Below are 14,732 nucleotides of genomic sequence, written 5' to 3'. Positions count from 1 at the left end.
ACCCATTCGATCGGTTCCGCTCCTACCTGTCTTACCTGGTCGGGAAGCGTTACGGGAGTACGAAGATCTCGCAGTTCCGGGGGTGGTCGCTTTGCCGTCCCCGGGGAACCCCAGTGACCAGGCCAGGGCCACACCCTGGTCCTCTCCGGGACCCGTCCGGCGACAGTGGAGATGAAGTCGAAGGGAGGAGACGCCCATGAGCAGGCACATTCTGGAGCCGGCGGCGCAGGAGTTCGCCGACGCGGCCGCCAAGCCACCGCTGCTGTCCGAGCGGGGTGTGGAGGGCGCGCGCACGCTGCTGGACGATGTCCAGGCCGCCCCGGTGGAGATGCCCGAGGTGGAGGAGAAGTGGATCACGGTCCCGGCTGCGGCGGGGGATGTGCGGGTCCGCCTGGTCAAGCCTCCCGGCGTACCAGGCGCGTTGCCGGCCGTCCTCTACGTTCACGGTGGCGGGTGGATCCTGGGCAACGCCGGCACCCACGACCGTCTCGTCCGGGAACTGTCGGTCGGTGCCCGGGTCGCGGTGGTGTTCGTGGAGTACGACCGCTCGCCCGAGGCCCGCTACCCGGTCGCGATCGAACAGGCGTACGCCGCCGCGCAGTGGATCACCGCCAACGGCGCGGCCGAAGGCCTCGACGCCTCTCGCCTGGCGGTCGCGGGGGACTCGGTCGGCGGCAACATGGCCGCCGTCCTGGCCATCCTCGCCAAACGACGCGGTGACGTGTCCTTCGTGCACCAGTCGCTCTACTACCCGGTCACCGACGCCGCGCAGAACACCGCCAGCTACCGCGAGTTCGCAGACGGCCCGCACCTGACCGCCAAGGCCATGGCCTGGTTCTGGGACGCCTACACCCCAAACCCCGAGGAACGCGCCGAGATCACCGCCTCACCCCTGCGCGCCACCCTGGACGACCTCGCCGGCCTGCCGCCCGCCCTGGTCATCGTGGACGAGAACGACGTCCTGCGCGACGAGGGCGAGGGCTACGCCCGCCGCCTCACCGAAGCCGGGGTCCCCACCACCAGCGTCCGCTACAACGGCGCACTCCACGACTTCATGATGCTCAACCCCGTCCGCGACACCCACGCCACACGAGCCGCCACCGCCCAGGCCATCACGGTCCTCAGGACCGTCCTGCACACCTGACCGCCTGAAACGAAAGGCAGAGTCCAATGAAGATCGTCGTCATCGGCGGCACCGGCCTGATCGGGTCGAAGCTGATCGCGAACCTCACCGCGCAAGGCCACGAGGCCGTCCCCGCGGCCCCGAACACCGGCGTCAACACCCTCACCGGCGAAGGCCTCGCCGAGGTCCTCACCGGCGCGTCGGTAGTGATCGACGTGTCGAACTCGCCGTCCTTCGAGGACGAGGCCGTCCTGAACTTCTTCGAGACCTCGACCGGCAACCTGCTCGCCGCCGAGGAGAAGGCGGGCGTCGGCCACCACGTCGCCCTGTCGATCGTGGGCGCCGAACGCCCGCCGGAGCGCGGCTACTTCCGCGCGAAGATCGCCCAGGAGTCCCTGATCGAGAAGTCGCCGATCCCGTACTCGATCGTCCACGCGACGCAGTTCTTCGAGTTCACGAGGGCCATCGCCGACGAGGCGACCACCGACGGCAAGGTCCGCATGGCCCCGGTCCTCTACCAGCCGATGGCGGCCGACGACGTCGCAGAGCAGGTCGCCAAGGTCGCGACCGCCTCCCCGCTGAACGGCCGAACCGAGATCGCGGGCCCGGACCGCTACCGCATGGACGAGTTCTTCCGCGAGGCCCTGGCCATCCGGAACGACCCGCGCGAGGTCGTCGCCGACCCCGACGCCCACTACTTCGGCGCTCCCCTGAAGCAGAACAGCCTCGTCCCCCTGGGCGACGCCACCCTCGGCAAGGTGCACTACAACACCTGGCCAGGACGTCTCCAGACCCCGAAGTAGCCACGAGCCCGTCATCCAGCAGCTCGTCTCCGGCCGCCCAGAAACCTCGGGCGGCCGGAGACGGCAGGGCTCCGGGCTCAGCGCCGCCCACAGCCGCACATGGAGGAATCATGGACACCTCGCCAAGCGGCGACTTCGAGGTCGAGATGGAGATCGAGGTCGCAGCGGAGATGACCTTGGCCGAGTCGAGCCGGCCGGGTGAGATAACGAATCTCCCGGTGTCCGAATGGCCCTTCGACCCGGTAGACGTCGAACGCGACGAGACGGCACTCCGCAATCTCCTGGGCGCCGTCAAGGCCCTCGAAGAGCCATGATACGGGCCGCCAAGGACGTCGTGGCTCCGGCTCGGGATCAGAACGGCGAGCGGCCGCGGGCGCGCCGGCCGGCCTCCCCGCTGCGGCCGACGGCCCGCGAGGAACTGCGGAACGGCTTGCTCAGCAGCCGCCCGAGCCCGCCCGGGGCCGAAGAACCCGCACGTGAGCCCACCCCCAGCACTCGCTGAGTACCTCGCTGAGGATGCCGCGAGAGCCTCGGCAGCAGGAACGCCAGAACCAGCAGAACCGCACAGACCCCCACGATCGCGACAATAATCATGAATCCGCCCTTTCAGTCGCTTATGGTCGCAGTCGCTTTACCCTCACCAGACCAAGGCATGCAGCCCGCCCCTGGAAGCCCCGGTGGTGAGGCTCCCCGGCCTGGCAAGACGCGCCCCGGCGATGAGACGTCACCCAGCCCGGCTGAAGAGCGCCCTCAAGCCGCCCGGGCGGGGGAGCGGAACACCTCGCGAGCGTGCCAGGCGATGTACTCGTCGTCCACGTCGGGGAAGGCGCTCTGCGGCGCGCTGACCGGCCGTCCGGCGAGGTCGTGGACTTGCGCGCGGGCGGCCGGCCCGCGCCCGATGTAGTGCACCGACACGGTGACGCGCCGGTCGTCGGCCATACCGAGAGCCCCCTTGTCGAAGAGCTTGTGGTGAAGCGTGCACAGGCAGATGCCGTTGGTGACGTCGTCGGGCCCGTCGAAAGCCCACCACCGGACGTGAGCCGCGTCCAACCCGACCGCGGTCCCGTTCAGCCAGCCGTCATAACCGCAGAACGCGCACTGGTACTCGTAAGCGACCATGATCTGCTCGCGGAAGGCACGATCGCGCCGACGCGACACCGCTCCCGCGGCCTCGACCGACTCCAGGTCGATACCAGCGGCCGCACAGATGTCGTCGTGCAGGGACGGTTCGAAGTTGACGTCCAGAATGGCGCGGCACAGCTGCGGCAAGAGGCGCGGATCGCCGCGCAGCGCGGCCGCCAGTTCACCGGTGAGCCGGCCGCGCGCGGCCTCGGCGCGAAGGACACCGACGCGGGGTCCGGGACTGGAACCTCCGTCGGCGGTCCGCACCTCCCACAAACCGTCACTGGTCAGATGATGGAAGGGGTACGCGGGACTGGTGCTCCGCGGCGGCCCGAACTCCCGAAGCAGGCCCGCGAGGTGCTCCTCGACCTCGCCATAGAAGATCGGAGCGTCGCCGCACCGCTGGAAGTGCCCGAGCGCGTACAGCAAGAGCAGGGGCTTGTGCGGTGCCCGCTCCCCACCGCGCGACCACCGGCGGACCCCCGTCACCCGCTCAACCCAGTCCACCCCGGCAGCCTACGGGCTCCCGATAACAGGCCCGTGAAGGTCAACCCGCCGCGCGGCCAATGGCAGCGCGCCGGCCCCATGAGCCCCCGGCCGTTCTCAGCCAGAATGGCGCTGCCCATCTGCCGGGACGACCTGATACACCTCGATCTGGTCACGTGCTCGCAGATCCGGAAAGGCGAGACCGATATCGAAAACGGTCAGACCGGTGCGGGTGCCGCCGCTCCTCGCGATGAACCTCATCACCTGGTCCGCCGCCCTTCTCTCGGGGCAGTGGCCAATGGTGAGGCCGTCGGCGACGACCACGCGGTCGCGTAGGACACGGGCGCGGTGCCCGACCGCCGGCCGCAGCCCCTTCCCAGGTGAATGCGGGTCGGCATACGCCTCCGCGTAGGCCACTTCGGAGGTCGAGCGCATCACTGTGCGAACCGTGAGAAGGCTGGCACGATGCTCCGTCCACACAGGGCGAGGGACGTCGAAGACCATCACCGTGTCCCCGGCACGCAGACCGGGATGACCCAGATACAGGGACGCGCCGTCACCCGCGAAGACCTCGCTGGCCGGCTGCCCGTCCCGCCCCGTCATGAACAGCAGGCGCAGCGCCTCGGGCACCGGTCGCCCACCGCGCAGGACCCGGACACGGTCGCCACCGCCAACCTTCCCGTGGACGGAGTCACGTGCGCTACTTGACCGCCCAGGGGCCCGGCGACCACCTCTGTTATCTCGGCCTTTCCCAATTCTTCCCGCCGGTCGAGCAGATCCTGGATTCCCAGCACCAGAGCGGGGTCACCACCGCCGCCTTCGGACGGGTGCAGGCCTCGATGAAGTCACCTTTGCGAACGTCGCCATACCCTGTCGCCACAGCGCACCTCGGCAGAATGCCGAACCATCTCCAGATGGACCTCTTGCTGATCACGACCCCGAGACGGAGATCCTCGACGATCAGTCGGCGTGCCACGTAATCGCCCCCTCACCATGGGCGGCGGACTCGGAGTGGGCGGGCTTCTGGCAGGCGCCTGATCGCGAGCTCTGGCCGAGAGCGTGACGGTGCCCTGAAAGGCTCGCCGGGAGGGCGGCGTGCTTCGGATGCGCGCCGTCCGTCCAGAGGGTCCGAGCCGCGAGCACGACGACGCCACCCACCGTGAATTCCGGCCGAGCCCGCCCACGTGCGCTACCAGCCGCTGGTCATTCAACGCCTCGACCTATCCGGTGCCGCCGGAGACGACCGGTGTGTCCAATGACCCGGTGAGAGACCAGCGAACCTCATAGACGGCGCGGCCATGCAGGTAGTCGGCCATCTGGTGCGCCGGGACGCAGACGATCTCCAAGAGCTGCCGGGGTAACCCGCTACCAGGCCGCGGCGTAACGCGTGCATACCCGTCACGCTATTGCGCATCGGGCCGCTCGCCACCCATGTCAGATGGACGGCTGCCGCAAGATTTCGGACCTCGCCGCCCCTTACACAGGCAGCCCAGAGCTTCGGCGCGCGGTTCGCCGCGCTCGTACGGCATCGCACTCGGGAAACCTCAGCAGGGCATAAGGCTGCAGCCAGAGTGTCGGCCGCCCAGGCGCCGTCCGCGTACGTCCTTACCGGTCCGCCCGCGCGACCCGACACCGAGCAAGGACCGATCATTCGCTCACCGTCTCGAATTGGGCATCGAACGGGAGGTGACGGCGACCCGGTCGCGAGTCGTCAGTGTCCGTGGGGATACAAGAAGTCGCTCAAAGCCTCGTTTGTGGTCGGTGAGCCGGAGGGCACATCTGTTGCGCAGAGTGCTCGTGTGAACACAGTACTCCTGGAATCGAGGGAGCCCCCCATGGCCCGATACGAGATCACGGTGGAGACCGGCAATGTCGAGAACGCCGGCACCGACGCCAACGTCCACATCACCCTCTACGGTTCGGTCGCCTCCGCGGGCCCCGTCAACCTGGACGACAGCAGGGACAACTTCGAGCAAGGCGCCACCGACCACTTCACCCTGGATCTGACCGAGATCGGACGGCTGGAGACCATCGTCATCGGCCATGACAACTCCGGTAACAAGTCCGGATGGTTCCTGAACCGCGTCACCGTCACCAAGGGCGGCGACACCGCGGAGTTCAGCGCCTACCGGTGGCTCGCCACCGACGAGAACGACGGCAGGACCGAGGTGCGCCTGACACGCCAGAGGTGACGATAGGGCCCCGGCCCCACCTGAGAGCCACCACCGAGCGCCACCCGCACCCCTCCGGACGCCGGCGAACAGCCATCAAGGCCCCGCCCAGAACCCGCAAACCCCCAACCAAGCGATAGCCGAGAAGGGCCGGACAAGCCGGCCCTTCTCGGCTCCGCAGCCAAAACCAACTCGAGGAAGGGCGGGGTGATGGAACCTACAGGCATGTTGAGGCGCGACCGCGATCCCGATCGCACCGCAAGTCGCCCGCAATAGACGCGAGAAACGATCTAGGTCCACAAAGGTGAACGGTGGAGAAAAGACCTCAAGGTCGGTCTCCTGACCGGAGGTCAGCCTACGGCCTGACGTTCTGTTTGGTTGCTAGAATTTGAACCCACGGCCTCTTAATCCCGAAGGGCGAATTGTACGTTTTCTGCGGCTCGCAGAAAACGCTGGATCTCGATAAAATCCCAGGTAGATGGCCTGTTCGGCTGCCAGCACGTGATCTCCAGGGTCACGCCATCACTCGCAGTCCGGGGTCAAACGAGGGTCAGATGATCAAGCCTGGGAGGCGGAAAGCCCATGGGGCAGACACGCAAGAGAGTGGGTAAGGACGGCAAGCCACGTTACACGGCCTACTACGACGACATTCGCGGCCAGCGAAGGTCTGCTGGAACCTTTGCGAGCAAGAAAGAAGCGGACAAAGCATGGCAGCGCGCCGAAGTTAAGGTCTCGGAAGGTAGAACCGGAGAACCTGCCCGCGGAAGGCAGCGATTCAGAGACTACGTCGAGAACACCTGGCTCCCGAACCACGAGATGGAGGCGAGCACCCGGGAGGGCTACACCTACGCCATCCACAAGCACCTCATGCCGGAGTTCGGCGGCATGAGGATGGTCGACATCCTCCCCGAGCACGTCCGAGCCTGGATCGCCAAGCTCAAGAACCAGGGCATGAAGCCCGTGACCATCCAGTGCAACAAGATCATCCTCAGTGCCATCTTCACCACGGCACTGGACGACCAGGTCACCTACCTACACCCCTGTCGTGGGGTGAAGTCTCCGCCCATCGCGCGCAAGCCTCTCCAGATCGTCACGCCCGAGCAGTTCGACGACGTCTACAACGCCCTCCCCGAAGGCACCTTCCGACTCCTCGCCGAAACCGAGATCGAGAGCGGCCTCCGCTGGGGCGAACTCAGCGAGCTGCGTCCCAAGGACCTCAACCTCAAGACGCGCATCCTCACGGTCAGCCGCACGGTCGTGGAGCTGAACCCGAAGTTCCACCCGGAAGGCGGCCACTTCCTGGTCAAGGACTACCCGAAGGACAAGGAGTACCGCCGCTTCAAGCTCAGCGCCCAGATGACCGAGAAGCTCGAAGAGCACATCAGGGCCGCGCGCCTCACCCGAGACGACCTCTTCTTCCACATGCCGCCCCAGGACAAGCCCCGAGCCCGCATCACCGAGATCCCAGACCCGGAGACCCTCGGCCGAACCGAACCCAACGAAAAGGGCCGCACCTACAACCACGGCACCCTCAGCGGCTACACCGCCGGCCGCTGCCGCTGCGACTACTGCCGGGGTGTCTTCTCCCTCTACCGAGCCGCCCGCCGCGCCAACGGCAAAGACAACCCGCGCCCCCTCCGCACGCGCATGACAGACGGCCACATCCCCAACGACTGGTTCCGCCGCAACATCTGGAACCCAGCCATCGCCGCGGCCGGCCTCGACTTCAGGCCGACCATGCGCGACCTACGCCACGCCCACGCCTCCTGGCTCCTCAACGGCGGCGCCGACCTCCAGATAGTCAAAGAACGCCTAGGCCACGCCTCCATCGCCACCACAGAGCGCTACCTACACACCCTCCCCGACGCCGACGAAACCGCCCTCGAAGCCCTAGCCAAAACTCGCAACCGCTCAACCGCGCGATAGTCGAGAGGAGTCGGCGGGAAGGGTCAGCCAACCCTTCCCGCTCCAGTTCAACGATGTGAAGCCGGGGCGGGGGCGCCACTTACATCCCGACCTGCCTCGGACTCCGCTCTTGCTCACGACCACGCTAGCTAGCATGCCAACTGGCATGGTCGTCCGTTCCTGCTCAAGAGTGCTGGTCACGGACGCAGCCCTGCCCGGTCCAGCCTGGCTATGAACGACGTCTTGCGCTTGTGGCGGATCCGGAGGTCGGCCAGGTAGCCGGCGAAGCCGTCTTCGTCACCTGATCGCCGGTACGCCTCACCGAGTCGGGCGATCGTTTTGACCGCCTTGCTGTAGCGGTACTTGTCGCCGGTCATCGCCAACCGCAGCTCGATCAGGTCCTGGTAGGGCTCGATCACGTCGGCGGGGTGCCCGATCTCCCAGAGCTCGATCAGCCGGAACCACTGCGACTCGTGCAGGTCGTTCGAATAGGCGACCGCGAGGTGCCACGCCTCGTCCAGAAGGTTCTCATCGATCAAGACGTTGAGTAGTTCGGTGACGTAGCGGTGGTCGACCTGTGCCCGGCCGCGGATCACGCTCAGCGCCGGGTTGCGCAGGTCGGGCCACTGGCCGGCGCGTTCGGCGGTCTTGCGGAGCGCTACGTAGTCGATGTGCATCGTCCGGTGCTTCAATGCGGTCCGGCGCAGCGCGATGGCCTCGTCACCGCGACCGTGGTCCAGCAGCAGATCCACCAGCCGGTTCCGCATCTCGTCGGCCTGGTGGCCCGCGCTGTCACGCGCCAGCCCTTCGCGGGCCCACCGTTCCGCGTCACCGTCCCGTCCGGCCGCCCGCAAGGCGTTCACGATCTCGGTGTAGCGGTAGGTGCCGCGCAGGTCCTCGGCCAGCACGGCGACATGCGCGTCCACGTCGCCCGAGACCGCCGCCAGTTGCTCCCGCAGGTCCCGCACGCCCACGGTCACCGCCCATGAGTCCGGATCATCGGTGGCACGACGCTCCTTCACGAGGCGGGCGAGTTCGCTCAGACCTCGTTCCCCCAGCGCGTCCTTGAACTCCGCCAGCCGGATGTCCGGCCAGCCCGGCCCGTCCAGTCGCGTCCTCACCAGCCAAGCAGCCAGCCGCTTGGCATCCGGCGGCGCCGCCGTGCACGCCTGGGCGTACAGGAACAGCAGCTCGCGCAATCGGTCGCCCACGATCCCCGACGAGTCGTCCAGATACAGCAACGCCGAGGTGACTCGCTCCACCGCCCGGCGCGCCAAGGGAACCGCCTGAGCCGCCGCCTCGCGTCTGATCAGGTGGTCGATCTCCGCTGCCACCTCGTCGGCCCGAGCCGCGTACTCTCGGCGTCCCCGATAAGGGTCCCGGCGGCGGTCCCACCGCAATCCGTCGATCAACCGCCGCACCTTGTTGACCTGCGTGTCCGTCACAGAGCCATTCAAGCCGAACGGCGGAACCCGCTGAGCGCCGACATCCCGCGCACCCAGGGTTCCGAGCCGAGGACCGCGCCACCCATTGATCGTCGGGTCGGGCGAAACCTCACATCCTCAGTCCGTCCTCACTACCCTCACCAGGGTGACAAGCCTGAGCGATGCCGAATTGGACGCCCTGGTCGAGCAGGCGATCGTCGACGCTTACGACGAGCACGAGCAACACGCCGCGTTCCATTGCCTGCTGGAAGAGCAGGTGATCGTGCCCTTCCAGACCACGGTCCTGGGGGTCGAGAAGACCGTCACGAAGATTGATCTTTCGCCTGGTGGCGAGATCGTTGGGATCTGCACCCGCGGCAAGCACCGGCAGGCCATCGGGCTTCTAGATCTGCCGCTTCCAACGCCACACCCGGCGGGCGCCGAATGGATCGACGCTTACCGACACTGGGCCTGCTGACGACGAGCGAAGATGAGCGAATACCAGTACTACGAGTTCCTGGCCGTCGACCAGCCTCTGGACGAGCGGCAGCAGGCCGAAGTCCGCGCTCTGTCCACTCGGGCACGGATCACCGCCACCAGTTTCACGAACGAGTACCACTGGGGTGATTTCCGGGGTAGTCCGCGGACGATGATGCGGCGCTACTACGACGCCCACCTGTACGTCACCAACTGGGGCACCCACCAGGTGATGCTTCGCCTTCCTCGCAGCCTGCTACCCCTCAAGGTCGCCGAGCGGTACTGCATCGACCCCTATGTCACCGCAGAGGTTTCCGACAAGCACCTCATCCTGGACCTGACCAGCCAGGACGAGGGCGGCGACTGGATTGAGGGCGCCGACGACTCCCTGTCGGCGATCATCGGAGTCCGCACCGAACTCGCCGCCGGGGACCTGCGTCCGCTCTACCTCGCTTGGCTCGCGGCCTACGGAACCTGGGAACGCGACGAAGACGCCTTCGACCAGGACGAGGACGACGAACTCGAACCGCCGGTGCCTGCGGGGCTGCGTGCCCTGACCGCTCCCCAGAGCGCTCTCGCCGACTTCCTCCGCCTCGACTCCGACCTGCTCCGGGTCGCCGCCCAGAAGAGTCCGCCCCTGGCCGAGGCCAAGGACGACCCTGGCCGGCTCGCCAAGTGGATCGAAGAACTGCCCCCGAAGGAGGGGCGGGCTCTCCTCCTCCGGGTCGCGCAAGGGCAAGGGCCTCAGGTCCAGATGGAGCTACTCCGCCTGTTCCGCGGCGAACCAGATGCCGCGAGAGACGACCGTCCGCGCCGCACGGTGGCCGAGTTGCTGGACGCCGCTGCCGCACTCCGCCACGAGCGTGAACGGCAGGCCGAGGCGGCACGTGCGGAGCAGGAGGCCCGCCGCGAGCAACAACGCGCGGCGGCCCGCGAGAAGCGACTCGAAGCCATCGCCCGCGACCCGGAAATCACCTGGGCACGGGTCGACGAACTGATCGATGCCCGCAAACCGTCCGACTACGACGTGGCCGTCGAGATCCTCAAAGACCTGCGGGCCATCGCCGAGCGTGCAGGCCTCCGCCAGGAGTTCACTGCACGGCTCACGCACCTGCGCCGAAAGCACCACCGGAAAACGGGCCTCATCGCCCGCTTCGACCGCGCCACCCTACTCGCGGCACGGTCATGACCATCACGCCGCCGGCGTGGACACGCTGGCGTCCTTCCCTGACCTTGGACTCCGCCGCGCTGGTCACTACAGGGTCAGTCTTGCTTGCTCAAGTACGTTCCCCGTGTTCGAGGTAGCGGGTGCTGCCGTCGCGGTGGGCGGCGTGGGCGTGGAGAAGACGGCGAGCGAGACGCGGGATGGTCAGGTCGTTGATCTGGGCGATGTCGTGGAAATGGCAGCCGACCAGTTCGCTGGGTTCAAGGCGGATGGCATTGAGGTGGTCGGTGGTGAGGGTGCCGCCATCGAAGAGGAAGAGGATTTTGTCGCCTTCGGCTTCGTTAGGCGCCCAGTCGGCGACCAGGAGTCGCCCGATCTCCGGGCGGATACCTAGTTCTTCAGCGACTTCGCGCTTCGCGGCTTGGTAGGGGGTCTCGTCGCGCTCGACGTAGCCGCCAGGGATGTCGCGATAGTCCTTGTAGGACGGCTCGACCAGCATGATGTGGTCTTGATCGTTGAAGAACAGGACACCTGCCGCCGCTCGGGCGCGGGCGAAGGTTGCTGCCGGGTCATCGGTCACGGGTGTTGAGCGTAGGAGATCGGGCTAGATGATGCTCATTCGGCGTGCGAGATCAGCCAGGAGGCGGCTTCTCTTGCCGGTAGCAGTGCCGCGGAGCTGGTGGACGAGTTGGCGGCTCATGACGTGGGCGTGGACCTGTTCGGCAGCCCGGCGCTCAGCGGTGAGCAGTTCACTGATGGCCTCATCGACCTTGTTACGGGCCCGGTAGGCGTTGACGACTTCAAGGCTGTGGCGGACCGAACGTTCGACAGGTAGGTGGGCGGTGGTGATGCCTGGAATGAGGTCGAGCGCGGTGGGGACATCACCCAGCGCCATGGCTGCAGTGACGCGGTGGATCCGCACGTTCGTGGGGCCGAACGCCGTCCACAGGTGGTTGGCGTCCGCGCCGAGTGCGTCGGCCATCTGCTCGGCTTGTCTCAGGTAGCCCATGGCATCGGCTCGGTTGTGGGCGCGGGCGGCGGCGACGGCTCCGGGGAGTAGCAGGGTTCCGTGAATCGACAGCAGCGTAGGTGAGCGATCACCATGCTGGTGTTGCAGGTATCGCGACGCATGCTGGGCCATTGTCGCTGCCTCGTCGAGGCGGCCTTGGGAGTGCAGGGCGTGGATCACCGAGCGGAACAGCGACCCAATGATCGTGGGGTCTGCGGTGCGTTCGGCCGCTGTCAGTCCGCGCTGAGCAGCGATCCAGGCGAGGTCGGCCTCACCAAGCTTGGTGAGCAGCATCGCGGCCGACTGGTTGGCAAGGGCGGCGAGCCGATCGGCGTTCGGCCGCTGTTCCTCGCGGGCTTCCCTGGCAGCGAGGTGGGTCTGGGTGAGCAGCGTGGGCAGGCGGGCGAGCAGTTGTCCGTAGCGTGAATGCTGATAGGCGGCCATCACGTCTGCCACATCGCGGCGAAGTACCTCCAGCCGGGGCGGTTCGGGCTCTGCTTCGATCGCCGCCAGCAGTGGGGACAGTTGCCGGTAGTCGGTGAGCGCAGAACGGACCGCGCTGACGTCCAGGTGGGACGGCTCACGGCGCGTCGACTCGGCAGGGTGTGGGTCGATGATGTCGAAGACGGAGATGCGCAGGGCATCGGCGAGTGCCCTGATGATCGAGAGTCTGTCCAAAGCCGCACGATCATTCTCGATCTTGCTGAGCCAGTCCTCGGTCCGTCCGACCAGGCCGGCCAAGACCTCTTGAGACATGCCCCGCCGGACGCGGTGCCAGGCCACGCGCTGCCCTGGTGATAGGTGCTGCAAGTGATCGGACATCACAGCCCCCTGTCAGGCGACCCCGGAATTTCTTTCCGGGTCGCACCCCTCCTGCGGTTTTAACGTCTTGGACGTCGCGCCGCAACGCGTCCGACGGATTCAAGCCGAGGCGATATGTACGGGACGGGCCAGATGTACCAATTAATCGCAAGTCCATTCCTAGGCGGCTTCCTAGTGCTGATGCCAGGAGAGACCCGAGGAATCAAGATTTCGCAGGGGGCCTACCGGGCACTTGCCGACGCCGAGGTGCTTCCTGATTGGCTGACAGCAGCCGCCCGAACCGCCTGGGGGATCGACCTTCACGGGCAGCCGCCCGGCGATCACCTGCTCATCCGCTGCGAGTCGAACCACGAATTCGGCAAGGCGACCTATGAGCTGAATCTTGGTTGCAACTACGACTGTGAGCACTGCTACCTCGGCCTCAAGACCTTCGATGGCCTGGGCTGGCCCGAGCGTGAGCGCTTGCTGGAGGCAATCCGGGATGCCGGCGTCCTCTGGCTCCAGCTCACAGGTGGGGAGCCGATGGTGGATCGGCTGTTCGCCGCCGTCCACACCAAGGCCTACGAACTGGGCATGATGGTGGAGATCTTGACCAACGGCTCCCGGCTGGCCAACCCCAAAATGCTCGACCTGCTGACGACCTACAGGCCGAGCAAGATGAGCCTGAGCGTCTATGGCGCTACAGCGGAGACCTACGACGGCCTCACCCGGAGGCCCGGCTCCTTCCGCAAGTTCATGCGCGGGCTGTCGGCGGCGCACGAGGCCGGCCTCCAGCTGGATCTGAGCCTGATCATCACCAACCGCAATGCCCATGAACTCCACCTCATGCGGCAACTGGCCGAACGGTTCGGGCTACGACATCGCGAGTACGCCAACATGTCCCCGACCATCCACGGTGGTGCTGAGAACCTGCCGTCCCAGTCACCCCAGTTCCTGAGCAAGCGGGCACCCTTCACCGGCTGCGACGCGGGGCACACGTCGTTCCACGTCGACCCGTTCGGCCGGGCGAGCATCTGCAAGATCGGCCGTGACCCCAACATCGACCTGGTACGCGAGGGGCCACAAGGGCTCCAACGCCTGGGCGGCATCAGCGACGACCTGCTGCGCCGCCAGGGCGGATGCACCGGCTGCAGGCTCCAGAGCACATGTGGGACGTGCATGCCGCTGGTGCAGCTCTACCGCAAAGCCAAAGCCCCGCTGGCCACCTACTGCCAGCACCAAGAGCCCCGAGAGGAGGTATCCCAGTGAGTATCACGATCGAGGTGCAGGACGGCCCCGCGACTGAGGAAGCCGTCGTCGAGATCGTCGAGGATGTCAATGACGCAGCCGAATACGCCATCGGCCTCGGCTGCGGCGACGACAACCCGTATCAATGACGACGCGTAGGGCACCGCAGCACGGCCCCTCGCCCATCCCCGCAGGCGAGGGCCCCTCCAGTACGGTTCCGATGTGACCGAACGGCTCCCCTGGCACCAGACGCAGGCACTGATCGAGAAGCACACCGGGCCGGTGATCACTGCTCGCCCAGTCAGCGAGGGCTTCAACTCCGAGATAGCCGTGATCATCAACGACACCACGTTCGTCAAAGGGCTGCGCACCGATCACCCCCGCGCCTGGACCCAGGAACGTGAACGCCGGATCAACCCGCACATCCAGAACGTCTCGGCTCCGCTTCGATGGACGGAGATCACAGGTGGCTGGGACCTCAACGGGTTCGGCTTCATCGAGGGCCGTCCTGCGTCCTACGAGCCGTCCAGCCTTGACCTCGAACTCATCATCGCCATGATGGCTCACTGGCCACCCGCCCCTGACGGTGTCGAACTCAAGCGAGCCGAGCAACGCTGGTCGAGTTACAGCGATCAATCCGAGATGTTCGCCGGCGAGTGGCTCTCGCATACCGACTGGTCACCCACCAACATCCTCATCGGCAGTGACAAGCGGGCCTACATGCTCGATTGGGCCTGGCCCACCAGAGGAGCCCGCTGGATCGACCCTGCCTGCTGGATCGTCTGGCTCATCGCCTGCGGACACCATCCGGCGCAAGCACAGGCCTGGGCGTCCAAGATCCCGCTCTTCGCCGCCGCGACCGCCGACGCGGTGACAGCATTCGCCAAAGCGCAGGCCGCGATGTGGGAAGACATCGGTGACCACGCACCTCACCCCGGGCTTGCCGCAGCAGCAACTCGCTGGGTCAAGCATCGAACCACCTAACGCACCCCTCAACC

At 66.8% G+C, this 14,732-nt stretch carries 16 protein-coding genes; 10 read left to right on the top strand and 6 right to left on the bottom strand.

Annotated features, from left to right (window positions below; all coding sequences use genetic code 11):
• The first annotated feature begins 196 nt into the window (after window positions 1-196).
• The 3 genes from CHC11_RS06775 to CHC11_RS06765 all read left to right on the top strand — a co-directional run bounded on the left by CHC11_RS06775 (window position 197) and on the right by CHC11_RS06765 (window position 2,240).
• Window positions 197-1,144: an alpha/beta hydrolase gene (locus CHC11_RS06775; protein WP_089310705.1), complete on the top strand. Its 948-nt coding sequence runs from the start codon at window positions 197-199 to the stop codon at window positions 1,142-1,144.
• 26 nt (window positions 1,145-1,170) lie between these two features.
• Window positions 1,171-1,926 carry an SDR family oxidoreductase gene (locus tag CHC11_RS06770; RefSeq protein WP_089310704.1) on the top strand — a complete coding sequence of 252 codons (756 nt, stop codon included), beginning with the start codon at window positions 1,171-1,173 and terminating at the stop codon, window positions 1,924-1,926.
• A gap of 110 nt (window positions 1,927-2,036) precedes the next feature.
• A complete protein-coding gene (locus CHC11_RS06765) occupies window positions 2,037-2,240 on the top strand; it encodes a hypothetical protein (protein WP_089310703.1) in 204 nt (67 codons plus the stop codon).
• Window positions 2,241-2,277: 37 nt separating this feature from the next.
• Here CHC11_RS06765 and CHC11_RS43785 read toward each other — a convergent pair whose 3' ends face one another.
• From CHC11_RS43785 to CHC11_RS06750, 3 genes are all read right to left on the bottom strand, one after another.
• On the bottom strand, window positions 2,278-2,520 hold the full coding sequence (locus CHC11_RS43785) for a DUF6411 family protein (protein ID WP_089310702.1): 243 nt from the start codon (window positions 2,518-2,520) through the stop codon (window positions 2,278-2,280).
• Between the two features lie 156 nt (window positions 2,521-2,676).
• Window positions 2,677-3,555, bottom strand: a complete 879-nt coding sequence (locus CHC11_RS06755; protein ID WP_089310701.1) for a phosphorothioated DNA-binding restriction endonuclease — start codon at window positions 3,553-3,555, stop codon at window positions 2,677-2,679.
• 96 nt (window positions 3,556-3,651) lie between these two features.
• Window positions 3,652-4,164, bottom strand: coding sequence for a hypothetical protein (locus CHC11_RS06750; protein WP_089310700.1), 513 nt, complete (start codon window positions 4,162-4,164; stop codon window positions 3,652-3,654).
• Window positions 4,165-5,369: 1,205 nt separating this feature from the next.
• Between CHC11_RS06750 and CHC11_RS06740 the strand changes: the two genes are divergently transcribed.
• A complete protein-coding gene (locus tag CHC11_RS06740) occupies window positions 5,370-5,726 on the top strand; it encodes a PLAT/LH2 domain-containing protein (protein WP_089310698.1) in 357 nt (118 codons plus the stop codon).
• Window positions 5,727-6,287: 561 nt separating this feature from the next.
• The gene (locus CHC11_RS06735; RefSeq protein ID WP_089310697.1) at window positions 6,288-7,631 is read left to right on the top strand and encodes a tyrosine-type recombinase/integrase; all 1,344 of its coding nucleotides are present in this window, start codon (window positions 6,288-6,290) and stop codon (window positions 7,629-7,631) included.
• A gap of 176 nt (window positions 7,632-7,807) precedes the next feature.
• On the opposite strand, the gene CHC11_RS06730 is transcribed toward CHC11_RS06735, so the two are convergent.
• Window positions 7,808-9,055, bottom strand: a complete 1,248-nt coding sequence (locus CHC11_RS06730) for a hypothetical protein (protein WP_143226955.1) — start codon at window positions 9,053-9,055, stop codon at window positions 7,808-7,810.
• A 145-nt stretch (window positions 9,056-9,200) separates the two neighbouring features.
• Between CHC11_RS06730 and CHC11_RS06725 the strand changes: the two genes are divergently transcribed.
• A complete protein-coding gene (locus CHC11_RS06725; RefSeq protein ID WP_089311074.1) occupies window positions 9,201-9,512 on the top strand; it encodes a calcium-binding protein in 312 nt (103 codons plus the stop codon).
• Between the two features lie 12 nt (window positions 9,513-9,524).
• The gene (locus CHC11_RS06720) at window positions 9,525-10,700 is read left to right on the top strand and encodes a hypothetical protein (protein ID WP_089310695.1); all 1,176 of its coding nucleotides are present in this window, start codon (window positions 9,525-9,527) and stop codon (window positions 10,698-10,700) included.
• Window positions 10,701-10,788: 88 nt separating this feature from the next.
• On the opposite strand, the gene CHC11_RS06715 is transcribed toward CHC11_RS06720, so the two are convergent.
• Together CHC11_RS06715 and CHC11_RS06710 are read right to left on the bottom strand one after the other, a co-directional pair.
• Window positions 10,789-11,256, bottom strand: a complete 468-nt coding sequence (locus tag CHC11_RS06715) for an NUDIX domain-containing protein (RefSeq protein ID WP_089310694.1) — start codon at window positions 11,254-11,256, stop codon at window positions 10,789-10,791.
• Between the two features lie 24 nt (window positions 11,257-11,280).
• A complete protein-coding gene (locus CHC11_RS06710; RefSeq protein ID WP_089311073.1) occupies window positions 11,281-12,507 on the bottom strand; it encodes a helix-turn-helix domain-containing protein in 1,227 nt (408 codons plus the stop codon).
• Window positions 12,508-12,687: 180 nt separating this feature from the next.
• Between CHC11_RS06710 and CHC11_RS06705 the strand changes: the two genes are divergently transcribed.
• From CHC11_RS06705 to CHC11_RS06700, 3 genes are all read left to right on the top strand, one after another.
• Complete coding sequence (locus tag CHC11_RS06705) at window positions 12,688-13,755, top strand: radical SAM protein (protein ID WP_245918826.1); 1,068 nt, start codon at window positions 12,688-12,690, stop codon at window positions 13,753-13,755.
• Entirely contained in the window at window positions 13,752-13,883 is a 132-nt protein-coding gene (locus tag CHC11_RS43310) for a hypothetical protein (protein WP_268248267.1), read from the top strand. Before CHC11_RS06705 ends, CHC11_RS43310 begins: the two co-directional genes overlap by 4 nt.
• Before the next feature lie 73 nt (window positions 13,884-13,956).
• Window positions 13,957-14,718 carry a hypothetical protein gene (locus CHC11_RS06700; RefSeq protein ID WP_089310693.1) on the top strand — a complete coding sequence of 254 codons (762 nt, stop codon included), beginning with the start codon at window positions 13,957-13,959 and terminating at the stop codon, window positions 14,716-14,718.
• Window positions 14,719-14,732 lie beyond the last annotated feature (14 nt).

This window comes from Actinomadura mexicana (assembly GCF_900188105.1).
In the GTDB taxonomy this organism is placed as follows: domain Bacteria; phylum Actinomycetota; class Actinomycetes; order Streptosporangiales; family Streptosporangiaceae; genus Spirillospora; species Spirillospora mexicana.
This window is presented reverse-complemented; position numbering and strand designations above follow the sequence as displayed.

Bases quoted from the DNA above. Each gene is read 5' to 3' on its own strand.
- CHC11_RS06775 (WP_089310705.1), top strand. From the start codon at position 197: ATGAGCAGGCACATTCTGGAGCCGGCGGCGCAGGAGTTCGCCGACGCG.
- CHC11_RS06770 (WP_089310704.1), top strand. From the start codon at position 1,171: ATGAAGATCGTCGTCATCGGCGGCACCGGCCTGATCGGGTCGAAGCTG.
- CHC11_RS06765 (WP_089310703.1), top strand. From the start codon at position 2,037: ATGGACACCTCGCCAAGCGGCGACTTCGAGGTCGAGATGGAGATCGAG.
- CHC11_RS43785 (WP_089310702.1), bottom strand. From the start codon at position 2,520: ATGATTATTGTCGCGATCGTGGGGGTCTGTGCGGTTCTGCTGGTTCTG.
- CHC11_RS06740 (WP_089310698.1), top strand. From the start codon at position 5,370: ATGGCCCGATACGAGATCACGGTGGAGACCGGCAATGTCGAGAACGCC.
- CHC11_RS06735 (WP_089310697.1), top strand. From the start codon at position 6,288: ATGGGGCAGACACGCAAGAGAGTGGGTAAGGACGGCAAGCCACGTTAC.
- CHC11_RS06720 (WP_089310695.1), top strand. From the start codon at position 9,525: ATGAGCGAATACCAGTACTACGAGTTCCTGGCCGTCGACCAGCCTCTG.
- CHC11_RS06710 (WP_089311073.1), bottom strand. From the start codon at position 12,507: ATGTCCGATCACTTGCAGCACCTATCACCAGGGCAGCGCGTGGCCTGG.
- CHC11_RS06705 (WP_245918826.1), top strand. From the start codon at position 12,688: ATGCCAGGAGAGACCCGAGGAATCAAGATTTCGCAGGGGGCCTACCGG.